The organism is Mycobacterium sp. (genome assembly GCF_050700595.1).
In the GTDB taxonomy this organism is placed as follows: domain Bacteria; phylum Actinomycetota; class Actinomycetes; order Mycobacteriales; family Mycobacteriaceae; genus Mycobacterium.
On the sequence record NZ_JBOHHI010000010.1, the window covers coordinates 1 to 19,247 of the forward strand.

Here is a 19,247-nt window from a genome sequence, read left to right on the forward strand (position 1 = left end):
CGCGGCGATGGCGTCATCACGGAGCCCGGCGACGGCCTCGGGCGAAAAAAGTTGGCGCCCAACGGCGACGGTCAGCACCATGAGCACCAGCGCGGGCAGCAGTCGTCGCGCACGTCGAATCCAGAAGCCGGCCAGGTCGATACGACCAGTGCGCCCCAGCTCGTCGAGCAACAGCGAGGTGATCAGGAAGCCGCTGAGTACGAAAAAGATGTCGACGCCGAGGAACCCGCCACCCATGCCGGGTATGCCGCCGTGGTCGGCGAGCACAAGCGCGACCGCTACTGCACGCAGACCATCCAGCGCGGGAATGCCGGGGCGCCGGCTGTGGTCACTTGGCCTCGAGGTGGCCGGGCGGCCGGCACGCGGCAGCGGGGCGATCCAGCGCGGGCGCCGTGCACAACGAACCGGCGCGGGGTACACCCCGGCCGGTCCCATGCTCGCCCGCGCCTCTCCCCGACCGCTTGCCTGGTCGGTGCCGTCGTCGCCGCCGATACGTCGCTGCCCCTCCCTGCTGGATCACCGTCAGTTTAGGTGTGACTGGACCGCAGTAGCGGGCACGACACAGCGTTGCAACAGCCGGAATCCGGCAAACCTCGGTGGCTATTGGGCCACCGTGTCGGTCGCATAGCCGAGGGTGCTCTTGACCTCCAGGTATTCCTGGAAGCCGAATTCGCTCCATTCGCGACCGTTGCCGCTGTGCTTGTAGCCGCCGAACGGCGCATTCATGTCGAAGGCATGATTGATCGTCACCCAGCCGGCGCGGATCTTGCGGGCCACCTCGCGCGCCTTGTCGAGGTTGGCCGCCGAGACATAGCCGGCCAGGCCGTAATCGGTGTCGTTGGCGATCTCGACGGCTTGATCCAGGTCGTCATAGCCGAGCATGCACAGCACCGGACCGAAGATCTCCTCGCGAGCGATCGTCATATCGTTGCTCACGTTCGTGAAGACGGTGGGTTTGACGTAATAGCCCTTGTCCAGCCCGTCCGGCCGACCGACGCCGCCCACGACGACCGTCGCGCCCTCATCGATGCCTTTTTGGATCAGCCGTTGCACCTTGTCGAACTGCGCATTCGAGGCCACCGGACCGATCGCGGTCGCATCGTCGGGGCTGCCCACCTTCACTTGCCCGGCAGCCTCACGCGCAATCGCGATGGCTTCGGTCATCCGCGGGTTCGGGATGAGCATCCGCGACGGCGCATTACAGCTTTGCCCGGAATTGAGCATCATGTTGACCACGCCGGCACGGACGCTGTCGGCGAAGCCCGCGTCATCGAGGACGATGTTCGGGCTCTTGCCGCCGAGTTCCTGGGTCACCCGCTTGACCGTCGGAGCGGCATTGGTGGCCACGTCCACGCCGGCGCGCGTCGAACCGGTGAACGACACCATGTCGATATCGGGGTGGCCGGCCAGGGCCACGCCCACGCCGGGACCGTCGCCGTTGACCAGGTTGTAGACGCCTGCCGGCACTCCCGCGGCAGCCAAGATCTCGGTGAAGATGTAAGCCGAGTACGGCGCAACCTCGGACGGTTTCAAGATCATCGTGCAGCCGGTCGCCAGCGCCGGGTACACCTTGACGGCGATCTGGTTCAGCGGCCAGTTCCACGGCGTGATCAGACCGCACACACCGATCGGCTCCTTGACCACCAGGGTCGCCCCGTGCTGTTCGGAGAATGGAAAATTCTTCAGCACGTCGATCGCCGTCACCAGGTGGCCCAGGCCGAGCTGGACCTGGGGTCCGGAGGCCAGCGACGGCGGTGCACCCATCTCCTCACTCACCGCCTCGGCGAGATCACCGATGCGCTTGGAGTACTCGGCAAGGATCGCCTGCAACAGGTCCAGGCGCTCGTCACGGCTGCTTTGCGACCAGCCGGCGAACGCCCGCCGCGCCGCCTTAACCGCGTTGTCGACATCGGCCGCCGAACCCAGCGAAATTCTGCCGCAAACCTGCTCACTCGCCGGGTTTTCGACATCCAGGGTTCGCGGTTCGACCGGATCGACCCACTGACCATCGATGTAGAACTTGACATATTCGCGCATCACAACACTCCTCTGCTACTGCTGGCCTTCTGCATACCACGTCCTGAACTCGGCGTAGTTGGGCATCTCCTCCGAGTTCGCCTTCGGGTCGATGCACACGTGGACGACGCCGGGCCGTCCGCTGGCATAAGCGCGTTTGATCGCCGGACCGATGTCCTCCTCACGTTCGACATATTCACCGTGGCAGTCCAAGCCTTCGGCGATCTTGTCGAAGCGCACGTTCTTGCTCCAGTGCACGCCGGTTTCCGCCGACGGTTCGCTGAAAGTGCGTTTGTAGACGCCGACTTCGAGGCCCCACTGGTGGTCGACTCCCACCACGCACACAAGCGGCAATTTCTGGCGCGCGGCCGTCTCCAGCTCGGCGATGTGGAACAGGAACGACGAGTCGCTGGTCATCAGCATGACCGGGCGGTTGCCGCCTTCGGCGACCGAAACGCCGACGGCATAAGGCAGGCCGGTGCCGAGGTGGCCGAAGTTCTGGTTCCAGATGACGTCGTGCGGCTTGGCCTGTGAGTACGTCCAGCCGAAGATGACAGTGGCACCACCATCGCGGACCATGATGCCGTCCCTGGGAAAAGCCTTGGTCGCCTCGACCACGAAACGTGCCGGATGGACGGGCGTCTTACCGCTGGGCGCAGTTGCGGCCAGCTCCGCCAGCTGGTCCGCGTCACGCTTCATCCACCCCGCCAGATCGGCAGACGGCGAACGCGGAGTGTCTTTCAGCGCGTCCACCAGTTGGGGCACGACGGCGCGCAGGTCGCCGACCAGCGGCACGTCGATCGGCCGGTTCACGCCGATCGCCAGCGGATCCTGCTCGACGTAGATCCACTTGCGGCCCGCGTTGTTTTGCGCCCAATGCCGGGTCTTGCCGTAGTGGACCGGCTCGCCGAGTTCGGTGCCCAGCGCAATGCACAGGTCCGAGGAGACCACCGCATCGACCGCCGCCGACGAGAAACCGTAGGGAAATGTGCGGTCCTCGAGTCCCGGGATGAACGAGGTGCCGCCCGAAGTCTGGATTACCGGGCATTGCATCAGGTTGGCCAGCGCTTTGACGGATGCTCCGGCACGCGATGTGTGCACACCATGGCCGACCAGCAAGACCGGATACGTGGCCTCGCGCACCAGCTTTGCCGCTTCGGCGATCTCCCGCGCGCCCGCGCCCTGGTTGACGAGGCGATAGGCGCTGGGTGGAACCGCCGCCGGGACATCCAGCTCTTCAAGGATCACGTGCGACGGATATTCGATATAGGCCGGTCCTGGTGTCGTCGACATCGCGCGGCGAATCGCCTCACGCACGATCTCGTCGGTCTGGTCGGCGTATTCGATCGACGCGCTGTACTTCACCGACGGCGCGAAAAGACGTTCCTGCTGGATGAACTGGATGCGTCCACGACGCACCCGCCGTTCTGTGATACGCGCACGCTGACCGCCGATGAAGATGACCGGTGAGTTTTCCACCTTGGCGCACATCATCGCCCCGGCGATGTTTGCCACCCCGGGCCCCAGCGTCCCGACGCACAGACCGGGCTTGCCGGTTATCCGCGACGCCGCGTCTGCCATGAAGCCGGCGCTCTCTTCGTGATGGGGCGCAACCACTGTCCAGCCACGTGTTTCGGCTTCTGAGAACATGTGGACGAAATTCGGGTCGGGGATACCGAACAGCGTGTTGACGCCCTCGGCCTCGAAGAGGTCCAGAATACGTTTGTAGACCGGTACACCCATCGTCAATGCTCCTCGCTGTAGCTATTTTTGAGCTTGCGTCGGTTTCATGTCCGCGGTAAGAAGGCCGAGTTCGTCGAGGACCTCCGCTGTGTCGGCGCCCAGCGTCGGGGTAGGTCCGGCGACGTGCCCCGGTGTACGGGAAAACCAGGTAGGCACACCGGGAAAGCGCACCGGACCGTCGGGGGTGTCGACCGTGTCGAAAAAGCCGGCGGCGTTCAGATGTGGGTCGTCGAACAGCGCGTCGGGAGTGCGAAGGGGCGCCGCGGGTATTTCGAGTTCGCCGAACAATTTCAACCATTCCCGGGTCGTTCGCTCCGTCATCGTTTCCGCTACTAGGGCGTACACCGTGTCGATGTGGTCTGCCCGCCGCTCCAGCGTGGCGTAGCGATCGCTGGCCCACACCGGTCGCACGGCCTCGACGAACGCGTTCCAATGCTTGTCGTTGTAGATCAATGCGGCGATGTAGCCGTCGCGGGTGCGGTACGGCGCACGATTGGGCGCAACCGCGCGGGGATAGACCGCCGGACCGAGCGGAGGATCGAACATAGCGCCGTTCGCATGCTCGACGAGCATGAACGACGCCATGGTCTCGAACATGGCGACCTCCACCTCTTGCCCCTCACCGGTGCGTTCGCGGTGGAACAGCGCCATCACGGTGGCGTAGAGCGCCGTCAGGCCGGCGACCTTGTCGGCCATGATCGTGCCGACGTAGTTGGCTTCACCGGTCAGCTGCTGCTGGACGGCCGGTATCCCGCATTCCGCCTGAATGGTGTCGTCATAGGCGGGCCGATCCCGATTGGGTCCTCGCCGGCCGTATCCGTAACAGTTGGTGTAGACGATCGCCGGATTGATGGCGGCGACCTCGTAGTAGCTGAACCCGAGCTTGGCGATCGCCTTGGCCCGCATCGAGTGGATGAAGACGTCTGCCGTTTCGATGAGGGCACGCAAGGCCGTCGCGCCGGCTTCGGAGCGTAGGTCGAGGATCACGCTGCGCTTGCCTCGGTTCACGTTGACGAAGACGCCGCTCATACCGGGCGACGGCCCCACCGAGATGTAGCGGGTGTTATCCCCTTCGGGCGGTTCGACCTTGATCACATCGGCGCCCATGTCGGCCATGATCTGGGTGCAGTACGGCCCCATCACCATCGCGGTGAGATCGACCACACGGACGCCGGCCAGCGGGCCGGTCGGCTTACCGGAGCTAGCCATGGGGCGCTGCCTGTCGGCCTGCCTGCCTGGCCATCTCGAAGCTATAGCGGATGTGGTCGGCATGCCCGTCGGGGACGACCGGAAAGATCAACGGCGCCGAATCCCGGATGTCGTCCAGGTTTTCGGCCACCTCCTCGATCGACCATGACGGCCGGTAGACGCCGCGGGTCTCGCCGATCACGGCTCTGGCCACGCGCCCGGCGATGGCGATGAGCACCTCTCCGGTGATCGAGCAGGATTCGTGTGCGAGCCAGCCCACCACGGGCGCCACCAGTTCCGGTCCCCAGGGCGGGTAGGCCGACGTGTCGATGCCGTCTGCCATTCGTGTCTGCGCGACGGGGACGATGACGTTGCACCGCACGCCTTCGCCGGCACCTTCAAGCGCGATGACATTGGACAACCCGATGACGCCCGCTTTGGCGGCGGCGTAGTTCGCGACGCCGTGGTTGCCGTACAGGCCACCGATCGACGAGGTCAGCACGATGCGGCCGTAATGCGCGCCGCACATCAACGGGAATGCGGGCCGCACCAGGTGGAAGGCGCCGCGCAGATGAACATCCAGCACAGCGTCGAAGTCTTGACAGCTCATCTCTTGCAACGATCCTCGGCGGACGTTGCCGGCGTTGTGGATGAGAATGTCGATGCGTCCGTACTGGTCGAGCGCCGCCTGGACGATCGCCTGCCCGCCGGCGGCGCTCGCCACCGACTCGGTGCACGCGACGGCTTCACCGCCTGACGACGTGATCTCCTGCGCCACCCGTTCCGCGGGACCGACGTCGGCGCCGTCTCCGGTGAGGTCGGCGCCGGAGTCGTTGACGACGACCTTGGCCCCCCGGGACGCCAGCAGCATGGCGTACGCGCGCCCGAGTCCCCTGCCGGCTCCCGTGACGACAGCCACGCGATGGTCGAATCTCAATTCAGTCATTGAGTCTTCTTCAGCACGAGGCCGTCCAGATCGCCCTTGGCGCGCCATTCGGCCAACAGGTCACCGAACGCGTAGAAGCCGGGCCCGTACGGCTCGCCGAGGTGCGACCGGATGCCCTCTCCGCCTCCTCCGCCTTCGTTGTTGTAATACCCCGGCGTACATTCGGAGTCGAACTGCGAAGTGTCAACCGCGGTCTCGCGGATGGTTTTACACCACTGGTCCTGAGCCTGTTGGCTGGGCTCCACGGTGAGCGCGCCCCTGGCTATGGCTTCGGAGATGACGTAAGCGATGTGCTCACCCTGCAACTCGTAGTTGGCGGCGATGTTCGCCGAAATGCCCACCTGGGTGAAGCCGGTGAAGAACTGGTTGGGAAATCCGCGGCTCGTCATGCCGTGCAGCGTCTTGTAGCCGTCGTGCCAATAGTCGAACAGCGACAACCCGTTGCGGCCGTTGATGGCGTCGATGGAGTAGCGGCGGCTGATCTCGGTCGTGATCTCGAAGCCGCTGGCATAGATGATGCAGTCGACCTCGTACTCAACACCATTGGCCACCAGCCCTTTTTCTGTCGCCCGCTGTACTCCCTTGCTCGCCGACACGTTGACCAGCGTGACGTTGGGCCGGTTGAACGTCGCCAGATAATCGTCGTTCGAACACGGCCGCTTGCACAGGAACCGGTAGTAGGGCTTCAGCGCCTCGGCCGCTTCTTTGTCTTCGACGATGGATTCGACGCGGCGGCGCAGCCGCTCCATGACTTTGTAGTCTTCTTCTTCGCGGATAGCCACGAACTGCTCCGAGGTCAGCGAAGCGGGATCGTCCAGCGCGAGGATGCGCGTCGCAGTGTTACGGCCGAGTTCGGTCCAGAAGTCGCAGACCAGGTCCGGTTGGCCCAACGCCATTCCCTCGAAAGTCCAGGCATGGAAATTTCGTTGCCGTTCCTTCTGCCAGCCCGGCCGCAGCGACTTGACCCACTCGGGATCGGTCGGCGCGTTGTTCCGGGCGTCTACCGTTGACGGTGTGCGCTGAAAGACGTAGAGGTGCTTGGCGTATTGCCCCAGGAACGGTACGACCTGAATACCTGTCGCACCGGTGCCTACGACTGCCACGCGCTTGTCTGCGAGCTTGTCCAGTCCGCCCGTGGTGTCCCCGCCGGTGTAGGAGTAATCCCAGCGCGAGGAGTGGAAACTGTGTCCCTTGAAGTCCCTGATTCCGGGGATACCGGGAAGCTTGGGCCGGTGAAACGAACCCGAACCCATCACGACGAACCGGGCCCGGAGGTCATCGCCGCGGCTGGTGTCGATGCGCCAACGCTTGATTTCGTCGTCCCAGCACAGCTCACGGACCTGGGTGGAGAGGATCGCGGTATCGTAGAGTCCGAAATGCTTTCCGATGCGCCGGCAATGCTCGTAGATCTCGGCGCCGTCGGCAAACTTCTTGCTCGGCATGAAGTCGAGCTCTTCGAGCATCGGTACATAGCAATAGGATTCGTTGTCGCACTGGATACCGGGGTAGCGGTTCCAGTACCAAACGCCACCGAAATCACCGCCCAGCTCGATGACCCGGACGTCGGCGACGCCGGCTTTCTTGAGATGCGCGGCGCACAGCAGACCCGCAAAACCCCCACCGATGACCGCGACGTCGATGTCCGCCGCGATCGGATCGCGGATCAGCGGCGGCGAGTGCGGATCGGTTTCGTAGTAGCCGGCGAAGTCGCCCGACAGTTCCACGTACTGCTTCGAACCTTCCGGGCGCAGCCGCCTTTCACGCTCCTGACGATACTTTTCCCGCAGCGCGAGGATATCGATGTCGTCAGGTGTCTGCGTCGGCGGGCAGTCGGGGTCGGTCATTAGGCCTGCGCGTTCATCTGATGTGGCGCGCCGGTGCCCATGTAGGCGGCGAGGTTGCGGTGCAGGTTTGCGGTGGCCCGCTCCATGTACGGGTTGGGTAAGGTGCCGGTGAAGCCGAGGGATTTCATGCCCTGCTGTACAGCGGCCATGTTAGAGAAGTCCTGGCCGAACACGGTGCGCCAAGCGGGGTCGTCGGCCGGCGTGTACACCCACTCCGTGTGCGGTTCTTCACCTTCCGGGTAGAGCTCATAGCACGACGCCTCGAAGATGCAGCTATCCGGGTCATAGCCGTTGGGCCGAACGCTGTAGCACAGCGCGGTGGTGAGACCCTGGCCGATCTGGAAGTTCGGGAAGATCTGCCAGGCGGTACCGCTTTTCGCCAGATGTTCGGGATCGATCGACGGCCAGATCACGCCGCGCGCAGCGTCGTCGCGCCGCGCCGAGGACAGCCAGTGCTCGAGCACCTGGTCGGCCGGGGCGTTGTCGGGCAGCTCGTCGACCAGCCGCCGTGCCGCGTCCACCAGCGTCTTCGTGGTCGTGGCGTTGGTTTCTTCCAGCGTGTAGACCTGCATCTCCGCGGTCGAGACCCGCGGGTCGGCACCCGAACCCAGCCGAATCTTCGACCGGGTTTCCTCGAGATCCTTGGGTGCGTCGTAACCGATGTTGCTGTGTTTTCCGTGCGCCTTGGCCCAGCCGCGGAAGGTGCTGAACTTGTTGAACTGCGGATGCGTGGCCGCGACATGGTAGGTCTCGTTGAACGCCTCCATGGCGACCTTCCAATTGCATTGGAAGTGCAGCCATCTGCGCCATTTGCAGCGCATGTTATGCAGACCGAAGGGATCGAGCATGGCGGCAGCCGGCTCGAGATAGTCACGCAGCGGCTCGCAGTCGGGATCCATGTTGATCCAAATCCAGCCGCCCCAGGTGTCGACCTTGACCGCAGCGAGATGGGTGTTCTGCGGCGTCAGCGCGTCCTGCCAGTCCTGCCGTTCGGGTACATGGATGCAACTGCCGTCCAGGTCATACGTCCAGCCATGAAATCCGCACACAAAGGATTTTTTGTGGCCGCACACGCTTTTCGTACGCTCCGGAACATCGACCAGTCGGCGGCCGCGGTGCTTGCAGACGTTGTGGTGCGCGTTGAGCGTGTCCGGTCCGGTGCGCACCACCACGATCGAATCGTCGAGAATGTCGTAGGTGAGGAAACTGCCCACTTTGGGGAGATCTTCGACTCGCCCGACTTGTTGCCACACCTTGCGCCAGAGCTTGTCCCGTTCGGCGCGCGCGTAGTCGTCGGAGAGATAGGCTTCGACCCCAATCGTCACTGGCGTGGAAAGGTCTTCGGCCGTTACGATTTCGGCGTCAGTCATCACATGCCCCTTAGCACAGCTTTAAATGACTCGTCCTTGAGAAATAACGAGGTGTTGTCGGCTCCCAGGTGAGTCCACTTGAGGTCGAGGCCACCGTCCACCAGCAGCGTCTGGCCGGTGATGTAGCTCGAAAGGTCTGACAACAGAAACAGGATGGCGCCGGCGATCTCCTCGGGACGCCCGCGGCGTCCCATGGCAATGGCACGGCGATCACGCTCCGGATCATCGTCGACGTAGGTGCGTGACGCCGGCGTCTCGGTCACCCCCGGCGCGACGGCATTGACCCGGATGTTGTCCAGCGCCAGTTCGACCGCCATCGTGCGCGTCACCGCGACCACTGCGGCCTTGGCCGCGCCGTAGGCGATATGGAAAGGCGCCGTGTTGATGCCACTGATCGACGAGATCGACACGATCGAGCCGGGGCGTTTCTGTGCCTTCAGTTCGGCGGCCACCGCCTGGCTCATGAAGAATGCCGTCTCCAGATTCCGGGTGAACAGGTCACGCCAGTCGCCGCGAGTGACCCGGGTCGACGGCATCCAGGTCGACGGGTCCGCTCCGCCGGCAACGTTGACCAGCCCGTGCAGGTCACCGTCGGCACACCGCGCCTGCTTCATCGTGGTCGCGACACCTTCCCCGGTCGCTACGTCGGCCACCACCGGGACGATCGACAACCCCTGTGCGACCAGCGGCGCGATGTGCTGGTCGAGGTTGCCGGGGCACCGGCTGACCGCGACCACCGTCGCGCCTGCCTCAGCGACCATACGTGCCACGGTGGTGCCGATGCCGCCGCCCGCCGCGCCGGCAACCACTACTACTCGGCCATCTAGGCCCAACAGATCATGGTGCATGTTTGTCCGGACAAGGCAGTCTCATGTGCATAATTGAGAATATGATTCTTTGCAATTCGTCAGCCGTCAAGGCCCGCTTTTCGGACCGCCCGTGTCTATTGTCTGGACCAAGTGCGATTGCTATCGTCACCGACTGAACCGCGGAGGTCATCGGAATGTCGCTGCCGGACGGACGCTACGCAACGGCGGCTTCGCCCGGCGTCGCCGAAGGCTGGCGGCTGGAGCGACTCACGCCACCGAGTCGGCTGTTCGGCGCCAATGGGCTGCGCACCAGCTCGGACGACCGGATCTACATCGCGCAGGTTACCGGCAGCCAGATCAGCGCGCTCGACGTCGACACCGGGGGGTTGGAAACCATCAGCGCCAAGGGCGGCGACATCGTCGCGCCGGACGACGTGGCCTTCGATCGGCGCGGCAATCTTTACGCCACCGAGGTGATGGACGGGCGGGTCAGCGTGCGCAACCCGGACGGGCGCACCCGGGTGCTGCGTGATGACATCCCGTCCGCCAACGGGATCACAGTTCACGATGGTCGGCTGTTCGTCGGCGAGTGCCGCGAAGGCGGCCGTCTATTGGAACTCGACCTGAACGGCGGTGCGGCGCGGGTGCTGCTGGACGGTGTACCGTCACCCAACGCGATGGAGGTGGGCCCCGACGGCCTGCTGTACTTCCCGGTGATGGGGGCCAACGAGATCTGGCGGATCGACCTCGACGGCGGTGCACCGGAGCGCGTTGCGGCCGGGCTGGGTGTTCCCGACGCGGTGAAGTTCGATCGGCAGGGCCGCATCGTTTCCACCCAGGTGCACAGCGGTCAGGTGTTGCGTATCGATCCGCGTACCGGCGAACAGATTGTGCTGGCTGACCTGAATCCGGGGCTGGACAATGTGACCTTCGTTGGCGAGCGGCTGTTCGTGTCGAATTTCACCGGCGAGATCACCGAGATTCTGGCGGACGGTGAGACCGCCACGGTGTTGCCGGGCGGGCTGAACTGGCCACTGGATTTGGCCATCGGCGTTGACGGCCGGCTCTACGTCGCCGACGGCACCTACTTCTATGTTCTGTCCGACGACCGCACGTTGCGGACCGTGGGCATGCTGTTCACCCCCGGCTATCCGGGCTTTTTGCGCGGTCTGACGCCGACGGGGCCGGGTGAGTTCGTCGTCACCACGTCGGGCGGCCAGGTGTCGCGCTATCGACCCGCTGACAGCGAAAGTACCGTGCTGGCAGATGGATTCGATCAGCTGTACGGTGTGGCGACAGCCGGTGACGCGGTCGTGGTCGCTGAACTCGGCACCGGGCGGCTGCTGTCGATCCGCGCGGGACAGGTGGAGGTGATGGCATCCGGCTTGCGTGATCCGATCGGTGTGGCCATCGCTCCCGACGGCAGCTGCCTGGTATCGGAAGCGGACGCCGGGCGGGTGGTCAAGGTGACCACCTCCGGCACCGAAACAGTTTTGGACGGTTTGGGCCGACCACAAGGAATTCTGGTGCGCGACCGGCAGTTATATGTCGTCGACGCCGCCGCCAAAGAGCTGATCGCGTTCGATCTGGACCGGCAGGCCCGCTGCACTATTGCCTCGGCATTGCCGGTCGGCCCGCCGGCCGGCGTGGTGCCGAAACCGTTGAGGGGGATGCCACCGTTTTCCGGGCCGCAGGGCCCGTTCGCCGGTATCGCCGCCGGCCCCGACAGCACGCTATATGTGTCGGCCGATGCCGACGGCAGCCTACTGGCTTTCCACCGCGCAGGCCCTGATGGCTGACACCCAAGCAGCCGACCATCGCTATCTGCAGGTTGCCCGGACGCTGCGCAAAGAGATCGTCGACGGCGTGTATCCGGTGGGCTCGCAGCTACCCACCGAACACCAACTGTGCGAACGATTTTCGGTCAGCCGGTACACCGTGCGGGAGGCGCTGCGGCGGCTGCGTGACGACAACCTGGTCGCATCGCGACCGCGGGCCGGCACGCTCGTCGTCCCGCGGCCGTCGCCGAACTCCTATGTGCAAGACGTCGTCTCGATCAATGACCTACTGGCGTTTGCGACCGGAGCACAATTCGCGATCGAATCCACCGGCATGCTCGTGATCGACGACGAACTGGGCACCCGGGTCGGGCTGCCGAGCGGCGAGGAATGGTTGGCGGTCCGCGGTTTCCGGCAGACCGAAGGCGTGGCCTTTCCCGTCTGCCGCACCGAGTACTACATCAACCGGGCATTCGCGGCGGTGGGTCGGCTGTTGCAGCGGCATACCGGACCGATCTTCCCGTTGATCGAAGACCTCTTCGGGCTGAGCATCGTCGAGGTTCGGCAGGAGATCACCGCGGTGCTGATCTCACCGGCGTTGGCCGATCAACTCAGCGTCGAGGCTGGAACGCCGGCGCTGGAAGTGCACCGCACGTACACCACATCAGCCGGTGAGGTCGCCCAGGTCACGGTCAACACGCACCCCGCGTCGCGTTTTCGTCACTCGATGACGATGCGACGTGTGCGCGGCTAACGTGGGTTCGGGCACAGATGCCGGACAACGTGGCTACCAAGGTGATCGGCGGGCGACGGATCCGCTGGGATGACGCGCGCGCGGCCGACGCCTATGCCCGCGGATGGTGGACTCAACGCACACTGGCAGATTCACTGGCCGACGCAGCGCAACGCACACCACAGCGGGTAGTGGTGATCGACGGCGAATGCCGGTTGGACTGCCGGAGCCTTTTCGATCAAGCGACAGCACTCGCGCAGTCGATGCGTACCCGCCTACCGATGGGCAGCGTGGTGTCGTTCATGCTGCCCAACTGGCATGAGGCCACCGTCATTTACCTGGCGACAACGATGGCCGGCATGGTGGTGAACCCCATCCTGCCGTCACTGCGGGATCACGAACTGCGCTTCATCCTCGAAGACGCCGACAGCCGGATGATCTTCGTACCATCCGAGTTCGGCCGCCGGCCGGACTATGTTTCGATGTTGGATCGGGTGACATCGCAGATGCCGTCACCACCTGAGGTTGTGGTGGTACGCGGTGACGCGTCGTTGCTTGATCAACAGAGGCCGCCCGTCGAGCTGCCGGTACTGGACCCCGACGCGGTGCGGATGATCCTCTACACCTCGGGAACGACGGGCCGCCCGAAAGGTGTCCTGCACAGCCATAACTCGATTCATGCGCTGATCCGCCAGATCGGTGACTACTGGCAGGTGCAGCCGGGTGACAAGTTCCTGGTTCCATCACCGATCGCGCATATCGGCGGCTCCATCTACGCGTTCGAATGCCCGCTGCTGCTGGGCACCACCGCGGTCCTGATGGATCGTTGGAACGCCGACGATGCCGTCCGGCTCATGACGGCGGAGCACTGCACGCACATCGCGGGTGCCACACCGTTCCTGGAGCAGCTACTCGCTGCCGCGGAGCGCACCGGTACCCGGTTGCCCGAGCTGAAACTGTTCATCTGCGGCGGCGCGTCGGTGTCACCGGCATTGATCCGCAAAGCTGCCGGCTATTTCGAGCGGGCGGTCGTGAGCCGGGTGTACGGGTCCACGGAAGTACCGGTGACCACCATCGGTTCGCCGTTGGACGTCGAGCACGCCGCCGACACCGACGGGCGCGCCGGATTCGCTGACGTCAAACTCTGCGCCGGTGAGATCCGCGCGCGCGGACCCCAGATGCTGGTCGGTTACCTGCATCCCGAAGACGAGGCGGATGCCTTCGACGCCGAAGGCCGCTTCCGCACCGGTGATCTCGCTCGCCGGGTTGACGAGGACTATCTGGTGGTGACCGGCCGCGCCAAGGACATCATCATCCGCAACGGAGAAAACATCGCGCCCAAGGAAATCGAGGACATCCTTATCGGCCATCCCGGCATCGCGGAGATCGCTGTTGTCGGCCTGCCCGATACCCGCACCGGAGAGCGTGCCTGCGCCGTCATCGTACCCAGCGAAATGCCGGGTCCCGATGTCGCCAGCCTGCGCGGCTTTCTGCAGGAGCGAGGGGTCGCACGGTTCAAAACGCCCGAGCAAGTGGTGATCTGGACCGGCCTGCCGCGCAACGATGCCGGCAAGGTGTTGAAGCATCAGATCAAGGCGGCACTGATGAGGGCGGGCGAATGAGATGCAGGTAGCGATCGTGACCGGCGCGACGGGCGGTATCGGCTTCGGCTGCGCCACCAAGCTCGCCGAGGCGGGGATGGCGGTGCTGGCGACCGGCCGGAATGAGGCCAGACTTGCCGAACTGGCCGCTGCCATCGGCGACCCCGACCGGGTGGCCACCGTGGCGGCCGATCTGACGGCCTCGGATGCGCCGCGACACATCGTGGATTGTGCCGTCGGGCGGTGGGGCCGCATCGACTTCCTTATCAACAATGCCGGGGTGGGCAATCCCAAGCCGTTGCACGAAACCGATGATGCGACACTGGATTACTTTCTCGACGTGATGCTGCGGGCGCCGTTTCGGCTGGCGCGCGAGGTGCTGCCACACATGCGACCCGGCTCGGCCATCATCAATATCACCTCGACGTTCGCCGTGGTGGGCGGTCTTCGGGGCGGCGCCTACTCGGCTGCCAAGGGTGGCTTGACGGCGCTGACCACTCACATCGCATGCCAGTACGGATCGCAGGGAATTCGATGCAACGCCGTCGCACCCGGGGTAATCCAGACTGCGATGACCGAACAGCGGTTGCAGGACGAGCGGTTCCGCCGGATGAACATCGAGATGACTCCGTATCAGCGGCTTGGGAGTGTCGATGACGTCGCGAGCACCGTGGCGTTCCTGTGCTCGCCGGGCGGAAGTTTCATCAACGGCCAGACCATCGTCGTCGACGGCGGGTGGAGTTCGACGAAGTACTTGTCGGACGTTGCGCTCACCTCAAAGTGGACTGCTCACAATAGCGATTCGAAATGACGGCGGATGCCCGTCAGCATCGCGATGTGTGCGTCGACGGCCTCACGTGTCGTCATCGCGGCCAACGGTCGAGGAGCTGAAATCTGGAGCCGCTCGATGACACGGGTGCCCCGGTCGATCGGCTCGAAGCTCACCGTTCCGCGCAGGCGCACTCGCGGGAACTGACGTGCCTCGGTGATCACATCTCCGTGCTCAGGTACCCGCAGCCACGCCCGATAGCTGATCCGCAGACTGAATTTCCCCAGCGGAATCCGGTCACTCACCCGATAGACCTGCTGGTAACCGTCCGCGGTTTCGTTGCGCGACAGTGTGCGCACCGAAACCACCAGCGGGTGAACGGCTTTGATGTTGTTCAAGTCCACGTAGAAGTCGCGCACCACAGCGGGCGCCGCGGGTACCTCGTCGGACAGCGTCCGCTCGGCAGTTGTGATCCACCAGCTCACGGTGACCGCCTCAGTGGCCGCGTGCCAGGGCGTCGAGGAACGCGGTGATCTGGGCGCGGGTGTCGTCCGACATCCAGCTGGCCCGTACCTGCGCGTCGATTTCGGCTCCTGCCTCGATTGCCGCCCGAGCCGGTCGGTGCAGTTGCTCTTTGGTGGCGGCATATGCCGCCGGCGAGTGCCGGCCGAGCTCGCCCGCGATCGCGATCGCCCGGGGAAGGAGATCGGTTTGCGGGACATCCTCATCGATCCATCGCCGGGCCGATGCGGTGGCTATGTCAATGGTGGTGGGTTGCAGCGCGGCACGGGTCGCCGAGGTGCCCATCGCATAGCGGCATATCTCGAGCGCCGCCACCGGGAATGGGACCCCGACCGCAAGTTCGGTGAGCCCGATCGTCCCGGCGGACATGAGCCGTATATCCGCGCACATCGCGAAGACGCACCCACCCGCGATGGCGTGCCCGTTGATCGCGGCGACCACCGGCGCCGGATGGTCGAAGACCGCGAGCAAGGCCTCAGACAGCGAGGCCATGAAGCGGTGGGTGTACTCGGATCCGCCATCGACGATCGCCCGCAGGTCGACGCCGGCCGAGAAGCACTTACCCGCGCCGGTGATGACCACCGGCCCGTCGATGCGACGCATCGCCGCGATGACGGAGTCGAGCAAGTCGAGGTCGAGGGCGTTCACCGGCGGATGGTTGAATCGGACCGTCGTCACACCGTCGGCCACCTCGACCTCTGTGGAAGATTCCCGAGCCTGCGGCATAGCCGATAACTTACTTCCATGGTGACAACACACGCTGCGGGCTCACGATGACGCCGCTGGGTGCAATCCTTCGCGGCGCGCTGGCCGGCGCGGTGGGCACCACTGCGATGGATTTGCTCTGGTACGCCCGCTACCGCCGCGGCGATGGCGATCGCGACTTCACCGATTGGGAATTCTCGACGGACCTCGATGGCTGGGACAACGCTCCCGCCCCGGCGAAATTCGGCAAGCGCCTCTTCGAGAGCGTTCTCCGGCGCGAGTTGCCCGCCCAGCGAGCCGGCTTGGTCAACAATGTGACACATTGGGCCACCGGGGTCGGATGGGGCGCCGTCTTCGGCGTGCTTGGCGGCTCACTCACAGCTCGCCGCAGCTGGCACGGGCTGATTTTCGGCGCCGGCGTATGGCTGCAGTCGTACGCGGTGCTGGTGCCGGCGAAGCTTTACAAGCCCATCTGGGAATACGACGCAAAGACGCTATGGGACGACCTGAGCGCGCATCTGGTCTACGGGCTGACTACTGCCATGGCATTCCGGGTGTCAGCGATGCTTTCCACCTCAAGTTCGCCAACCAGAAGCTAGGGTTGCGAATCCGCGATTCTTACCGCCCTGGCTTCTGTTTCGGCGCGGAGCACTGCGGCGGCTACTACTACCACCACGAACTGGTGCGCACCTCCGACGGCTGGCGCAGCCGCAACCTGCGCGAAGAGAACGTCTGGTTCGCCAACCCACCTCGGTGAACCCGCCGGCAGCCGACCGTCAGATCGCTTGTTATACTAGCTAAGTATCAATCACCTGACGAGGGGGAAGAATCGCATGCCGCGCACGGACAACGACACCTGGGATTTGGCGACTAGCGTGGGCGCGACGGCGACAATGGTCGCCGCCGCCCGGGCGATCGCCACCAGGGCGGATAACCCCCTGATCGACGACCGCTTCGCTGAACCACTGGTGCGCGCGGTCGGCGTGGATTTCTTCAGCCGGTGGGTCTCCGGTGACCTCACCGGGGCCGACCTCGACGACCAGGAGTCCGGTTGGAAGCTCGAGCACATGCCCGCTGCGATGGCCGCCCGCACCAGGTTTTTCGACGCGTTCTTCCGCCAGGCGGCCGACGCGCGAATTCGTCAGGCGGTGATCCTGGCGTCCGGTCTGGACGCGCGCGCCTACCGGTTGGCCTGGCCCGCCGGGATGGCGGTCTTCGAGGTCGACCAGCCTCAGGTAATCGAGTTCAAGACCGCCACTATGGCCAGCCTGGGCGCCGTCCCGACCGCTGATCGACGTGCGGTGGCCATCGATCTCAGATACGACTGGCCGACGGCCCTGGTCGAAGCCGGCTTCGATCGGATTCGACCGACCGCATGGATCGCCGAGGGTCTGTTCGGCTACCTGCCGCCCGACGCTCAGGACCGCTTGTTGGACGACATCACCGCGCTCAGCGCCGACGGCAGCCGGCTAGCTAGCGAGGCGGTACCCGACATGTCGGAGGTGGACGTGGAACGGGCGCGGGAGATGATGCGCAAGGCCACCGCCAAATGGCGGGAATACGGCTTTGAGTTGGAGTTCGCAGACCTCGGCTACCAAGGTGAGCGCAACGACGTCGCGGAATACCTGGACACCTTGGGGTGGCGCTCGACCGGTACATCGATGAGTCAGCTATTGGCCGAGCACGGCCTGGCCGCAATCCCGCAGACCAATGATTCGGTCTCGATGGCCGACACCACCTACTACACCTCGGTGCTGAGCAACTGATGTCGCCCACTCAGCGTCGCGGTCTCAACGACGTCGTCACACGGTTTTGGAGTTTCGCCGCCCCGGTCTACGACCTGCCGTTCTTGCAGCGCTGGGTCTACCGCCCGGCCCACGACGAGGTGATCGCGCAACTGCGTGCCCGCCAATCTCGCCGGGTGGCCGATGTCGCTTGCGGCACTGGAATTCTCGCGGACCGGATCGAGCGTGAGCTGCGTCCCGGGGAAATCTACGGGGTGGATATGTCCGAGGGCATGCTCGGCGCGGCTCGGGCCAGGTCAACCCGGGTTCAGTGGATGCGCGGCCCGGCCGAACAACTTCCGTTCCCCGACGAAGCGCTCGACGCCGTCGTAACGACCTCGGCGTTTCATTTCTTCGACCAAGCCTCGGCGTTACGCGACTTCCACCGCGTGCTGTCGCCGGGCGGATTGGTGGCGGTCGCGGCGCTCAGCGCACGACAACCTCTCCTGCAGGGCCCCTCGGACAGCAGATGGAAGCCGGCCCATCACGCGGCACCGCCCGAGGTGCGCGCGTTGTTCGAAAACGCGGGGTTCGACGTGAGCGAGCAGCATCGGGTGCAACGAGCGGCGTGGACGCGGATCGTGTCGGATTGGATCACCGTCGGCGTCAAGAGATAACGTCACACAGCGCCGAGTACGTTCGGAATCGCTTTGGCACCATAGGAGTATGGAGGGTCTTTCGTTCGACGCGCAGGAGCGCCTTGCACTATGCGATCTCTTCGAAGAACTCGGGCCTGATGCACCCACGCTGCTCGAGGGTTGGACGGCCAAGGATCTCGCCGCCCACATCGTGCTGCGCGAGCGCGATCTCGTCGCCGGCCCCTGCATCGTCCTTCCTGGACCGTTCCAGCGGTTCGCCGAGCGACGCCGGGCACGCCTGGCTGAGCGCAGGGAGTTCGGCTGGCTCGTCGCGCGGGTTCGGTCGGGCCCACTGCCCGGAATTTTCCGCATCGGATGGGTCCGCTCGCTCGCGAACCTGAACGAGTTCTTCGTCCACTACGAGGATCTGCGCAGAGCCAACGGCTTCGGCCCCCGCGACACTCTAACGCGGCCATTCGAGGTTGCACTGTGGCGAAATGTCCGCCGAGGTAGCCGCTACCTGAGCCGGAGGTTACGCGAGGTCGGACTGGAGATCGAGTGGGCGGGAACCGCCGAGCGGATTACGGTTCGCAGCGCCGGACCAATTGCCCGGCTCAGCGGTCCGCCGGGCGAACTCCTCCTACACATCTTCGGGCGCCAGGCTGCGGCGCGCGTCGATGTGAGTGGACCAGCGGAAGCAGTCGCGACGGTTCAAGGTACGCACTTCGGTATGTGATGAGTCATGGCCCCGATCGCAGCACAGGCCACGCACGGACCCGGCCCTGTTTCCCACGTTCGGTCTGCCCTCGAGCCGGTGACCGCCGACCGGATTTCACCGGCGGGTCGGCACCTGGGATTATT

Annotated in this window: 18 protein-coding genes and 1 pseudogene; 9 read left to right on the forward strand and 10 right to left on the reverse strand. The window is 64.8% G+C overall.

Translation table 11 applies throughout. From position 1 onward, the window contains the following. From ACRDTL_RS00500 to ACRDTL_RS00535, 8 genes are all read right to left on the reverse strand, one after another. Nucleotides 1-435 (reverse strand): acyltransferase family protein (locus ACRDTL_RS00500; RefSeq protein ID WP_431504768.1); only part of this gene is annotated, 435 nt, incomplete at its 3' end. A gap of 165 nt (nucleotides 436-600) precedes the next feature. Then, the gene (locus ACRDTL_RS00505) at nucleotides 601-2,037 is read right to left on the reverse strand and encodes an aldehyde dehydrogenase family protein (protein ID WP_431504769.1); all 1,437 of its coding nucleotides are present in this window, start codon (nucleotides 2,035-2,037) and stop codon (nucleotides 601-603) included. Nucleotides 2,038-2,052: 15 nt separating this feature from the next. Then, nucleotides 2,053-3,759, reverse strand: a complete 1,707-nt coding sequence (locus ACRDTL_RS00510; protein ID WP_431504770.1) for a thiamine pyrophosphate-binding protein — start codon at nucleotides 3,757-3,759, stop codon at nucleotides 2,053-2,055. Between the two features lie 21 nt (nucleotides 3,760-3,780). Then, complete coding sequence (locus tag ACRDTL_RS00515) at nucleotides 3,781-4,968, reverse strand: CaiB/BaiF CoA transferase family protein (protein WP_431504771.1); 1,188 nt, start codon at nucleotides 4,966-4,968, stop codon at nucleotides 3,781-3,783. After that, entirely contained in the window at nucleotides 4,961-5,893 is a 933-nt protein-coding gene (locus ACRDTL_RS00520) for an SDR family NAD(P)-dependent oxidoreductase (protein WP_431504772.1), read from the reverse strand. The genes ACRDTL_RS00515 and ACRDTL_RS00520 overlap by 8 nt, the downstream gene beginning before the upstream one ends. Beyond that, the gene (locus tag ACRDTL_RS00525; RefSeq protein ID WP_431504773.1) at nucleotides 5,890-7,737 is read right to left on the reverse strand and encodes a flavin-containing monooxygenase; all 1,848 of its coding nucleotides are present in this window, start codon (nucleotides 7,735-7,737) and stop codon (nucleotides 5,890-5,892) included. The genes ACRDTL_RS00520 and ACRDTL_RS00525 overlap by 4 nt, the downstream gene beginning before the upstream one ends. Then, nucleotides 7,737-9,107: an aromatic ring-hydroxylating oxygenase subunit alpha gene (locus tag ACRDTL_RS00530; protein WP_431504774.1), complete on the reverse strand. Its 1,371-nt coding sequence runs from the start codon at nucleotides 9,105-9,107 to the stop codon at nucleotides 7,737-7,739. Before ACRDTL_RS00530 ends, ACRDTL_RS00525 begins: the two co-directional genes overlap by 1 nt. Next, the gene (locus ACRDTL_RS00535; RefSeq protein WP_431504775.1) at nucleotides 9,107-9,955 is read right to left on the reverse strand and encodes an SDR family NAD(P)-dependent oxidoreductase; all 849 of its coding nucleotides are present in this window, start codon (nucleotides 9,953-9,955) and stop codon (nucleotides 9,107-9,109) included. The genes ACRDTL_RS00530 and ACRDTL_RS00535 overlap by 1 nt, the downstream gene beginning before the upstream one ends. A gap of 155 nt (nucleotides 9,956-10,110) precedes the next feature. Here ACRDTL_RS00535 and ACRDTL_RS00540 point away from each other — a divergent pair, with 155 nt between their 5' ends. From ACRDTL_RS00540 to ACRDTL_RS00555, 4 genes are read left to right on the forward strand one after another with little or no spacing between them, the layout of a single operon-like run. After that, nucleotides 10,111-11,715, forward strand: coding sequence for an SMP-30/gluconolactonase/LRE family protein (locus ACRDTL_RS00540; protein WP_431504776.1), 1,605 nt, complete (start codon nucleotides 10,111-10,113; stop codon nucleotides 11,713-11,715). Next, nucleotides 11,708-12,448: a GntR family transcriptional regulator gene (locus tag ACRDTL_RS00545; RefSeq protein WP_431504777.1), complete on the forward strand. Its 741-nt coding sequence runs from the start codon at nucleotides 11,708-11,710 to the stop codon at nucleotides 12,446-12,448. The genes ACRDTL_RS00540 and ACRDTL_RS00545 overlap by 8 nt, the downstream gene beginning before the upstream one ends. A gap of 17 nt (nucleotides 12,449-12,465) precedes the next feature. Further along, the gene (locus ACRDTL_RS00550) at nucleotides 12,466-14,049 is read left to right on the forward strand and encodes an AMP-binding protein (RefSeq protein ID WP_431504778.1); all 1,584 of its coding nucleotides are present in this window, start codon (nucleotides 12,466-12,468) and stop codon (nucleotides 14,047-14,049) included. 1 nt (nucleotide 14,050) lies between these two features. Beyond that, nucleotides 14,051-14,839 (forward strand): SDR family NAD(P)-dependent oxidoreductase, encoded by a 789-nt coding sequence (locus ACRDTL_RS00555; protein WP_431504779.1) that lies wholly within the window; start codon nucleotides 14,051-14,053, stop codon nucleotides 14,837-14,839. On the opposite strand, the gene ACRDTL_RS00560 is transcribed toward ACRDTL_RS00555, so the two are convergent. Together ACRDTL_RS00560 and ACRDTL_RS00565 are read right to left on the reverse strand one after the other, a co-directional pair. Then, entirely contained in the window at nucleotides 14,818-15,282 is a 465-nt protein-coding gene (locus tag ACRDTL_RS00560; protein ID WP_431504780.1) for an SRPBCC family protein, read from the reverse strand. The genes ACRDTL_RS00555 and ACRDTL_RS00560 overlap by 22 nt on opposite strands. A gap of 10 nt (nucleotides 15,283-15,292) precedes the next feature. Then, on the reverse strand, nucleotides 15,293-16,045 hold the full coding sequence (locus ACRDTL_RS00565) for an enoyl-CoA hydratase/isomerase family protein (RefSeq protein ID WP_431504781.1): 753 nt from the start codon (nucleotides 16,043-16,045) through the stop codon (nucleotides 15,293-15,295). 47 nt (nucleotides 16,046-16,092) lie between these two features. Between ACRDTL_RS00565 and ACRDTL_RS00570 the strand changes: the two genes are divergently transcribed. The 5 genes and pseudogenes from ACRDTL_RS00570 (at nucleotide 16,093) to ACRDTL_RS00590 (ending at nucleotide 19,122) form a co-directional block, all read left to right on the forward strand. After that, nucleotides 16,093-16,623, forward strand: coding sequence for a hypothetical protein (locus ACRDTL_RS00570; protein WP_431504782.1), 531 nt, complete (start codon nucleotides 16,093-16,095; stop codon nucleotides 16,621-16,623). A gap of 53 nt (nucleotides 16,624-16,676) precedes the next feature. Then, nucleotides 16,677-16,781 (forward strand): annotated as a pseudogene (locus ACRDTL_RS00575) (nuclear transport factor 2 family protein); the annotation flags it as partial. 76 nt (nucleotides 16,782-16,857) lie between these two features. Continuing rightward, a complete protein-coding gene (locus ACRDTL_RS00580; protein WP_431504783.1) occupies nucleotides 16,858-17,790 on the forward strand; it encodes an SAM-dependent methyltransferase in 933 nt (310 codons plus the stop codon). Then, nucleotides 17,790-18,425, forward strand: a complete 636-nt coding sequence (locus ACRDTL_RS00585) for a class I SAM-dependent methyltransferase (RefSeq protein ID WP_431504784.1) — start codon at nucleotides 17,790-17,792, stop codon at nucleotides 18,423-18,425. Before ACRDTL_RS00580 ends, ACRDTL_RS00585 begins: the two co-directional genes overlap by 1 nt. A 49-nt stretch (nucleotides 18,426-18,474) precedes the next feature. Next, nucleotides 18,475-19,122: a TIGR03085 family metal-binding protein gene (locus ACRDTL_RS00590; RefSeq protein WP_431504785.1), complete on the forward strand. Its 648-nt coding sequence runs from the start codon at nucleotides 18,475-18,477 to the stop codon at nucleotides 19,120-19,122. Nucleotides 19,123-19,247 lie beyond the last annotated feature (125 nt).

Bases quoted from the DNA above. Each gene is read 5' to 3' on its own strand.
- ACRDTL_RS00505 (WP_431504769.1), bottom strand. From the start codon at position 2,037: ATGCGCGAATATGTCAAGTTCTACATCGATGGTCAGTGGGTCGATCCG.
- ACRDTL_RS00510 (WP_431504770.1), bottom strand. From the start codon at position 3,759: ATGGGTGTACCGGTCTACAAACGTATTCTGGACCTCTTCGAGGCCGAG.
- ACRDTL_RS00515 (WP_431504771.1), bottom strand. From the start codon at position 4,968: ATGGCTAGCTCCGGTAAGCCGACCGGCCCGCTGGCCGGCGTCCGTGTG.
- ACRDTL_RS00520 (WP_431504772.1), bottom strand. From the start codon at position 5,893: ATGACTGAATTGAGATTCGACCATCGCGTGGCTGTCGTCACGGGAGCC.
- ACRDTL_RS00525 (WP_431504773.1), bottom strand. From the start codon at position 7,737: ATGACCGACCCCGACTGCCCGCCGACGCAGACACCTGACGACATCGAT.
- ACRDTL_RS00530 (WP_431504774.1), bottom strand. From the start codon at position 9,107: ATGACTGACGCCGAAATCGTAACGGCCGAAGACCTTTCCACGCCAGTG.
- ACRDTL_RS00535 (WP_431504775.1), bottom strand. From the start codon at position 9,955: ATGCACCATGATCTGTTGGGCCTAGATGGCCGAGTAGTAGTGGTTGCC.
- ACRDTL_RS00540 (WP_431504776.1), top strand. From the start codon at position 10,111: ATGTCGCTGCCGGACGGACGCTACGCAACGGCGGCTTCGCCCGGCGTC.
- ACRDTL_RS00545 (WP_431504777.1), top strand. From the start codon at position 11,708: ATGGCTGACACCCAAGCAGCCGACCATCGCTATCTGCAGGTTGCCCGG.
- ACRDTL_RS00550 (WP_431504778.1), top strand. From the start codon at position 12,466: ATGCCGGACAACGTGGCTACCAAGGTGATCGGCGGGCGACGGATCCGC.
- ACRDTL_RS00555 (WP_431504779.1), top strand. From the start codon at position 14,051: ATGCAGGTAGCGATCGTGACCGGCGCGACGGGCGGTATCGGCTTCGGC.
- ACRDTL_RS00565 (WP_431504781.1), bottom strand. From the start codon at position 16,045: ATGCCGCAGGCTCGGGAATCTTCCACAGAGGTCGAGGTGGCCGACGGT.
- ACRDTL_RS00570 (WP_431504782.1), top strand. From the start codon at position 16,093: ATGACGCCGCTGGGTGCAATCCTTCGCGGCGCGCTGGCCGGCGCGGTG.
- ACRDTL_RS00580 (WP_431504783.1), top strand. From the start codon at position 16,858: ATGCCGCGCACGGACAACGACACCTGGGATTTGGCGACTAGCGTGGGC.
- ACRDTL_RS00585 (WP_431504784.1), top strand. From the start codon at position 17,790: ATGTCGCCCACTCAGCGTCGCGGTCTCAACGACGTCGTCACACGGTTT.
- ACRDTL_RS00590 (WP_431504785.1), top strand. From the start codon at position 18,475: ATGGAGGGTCTTTCGTTCGACGCGCAGGAGCGCCTTGCACTATGCGAT.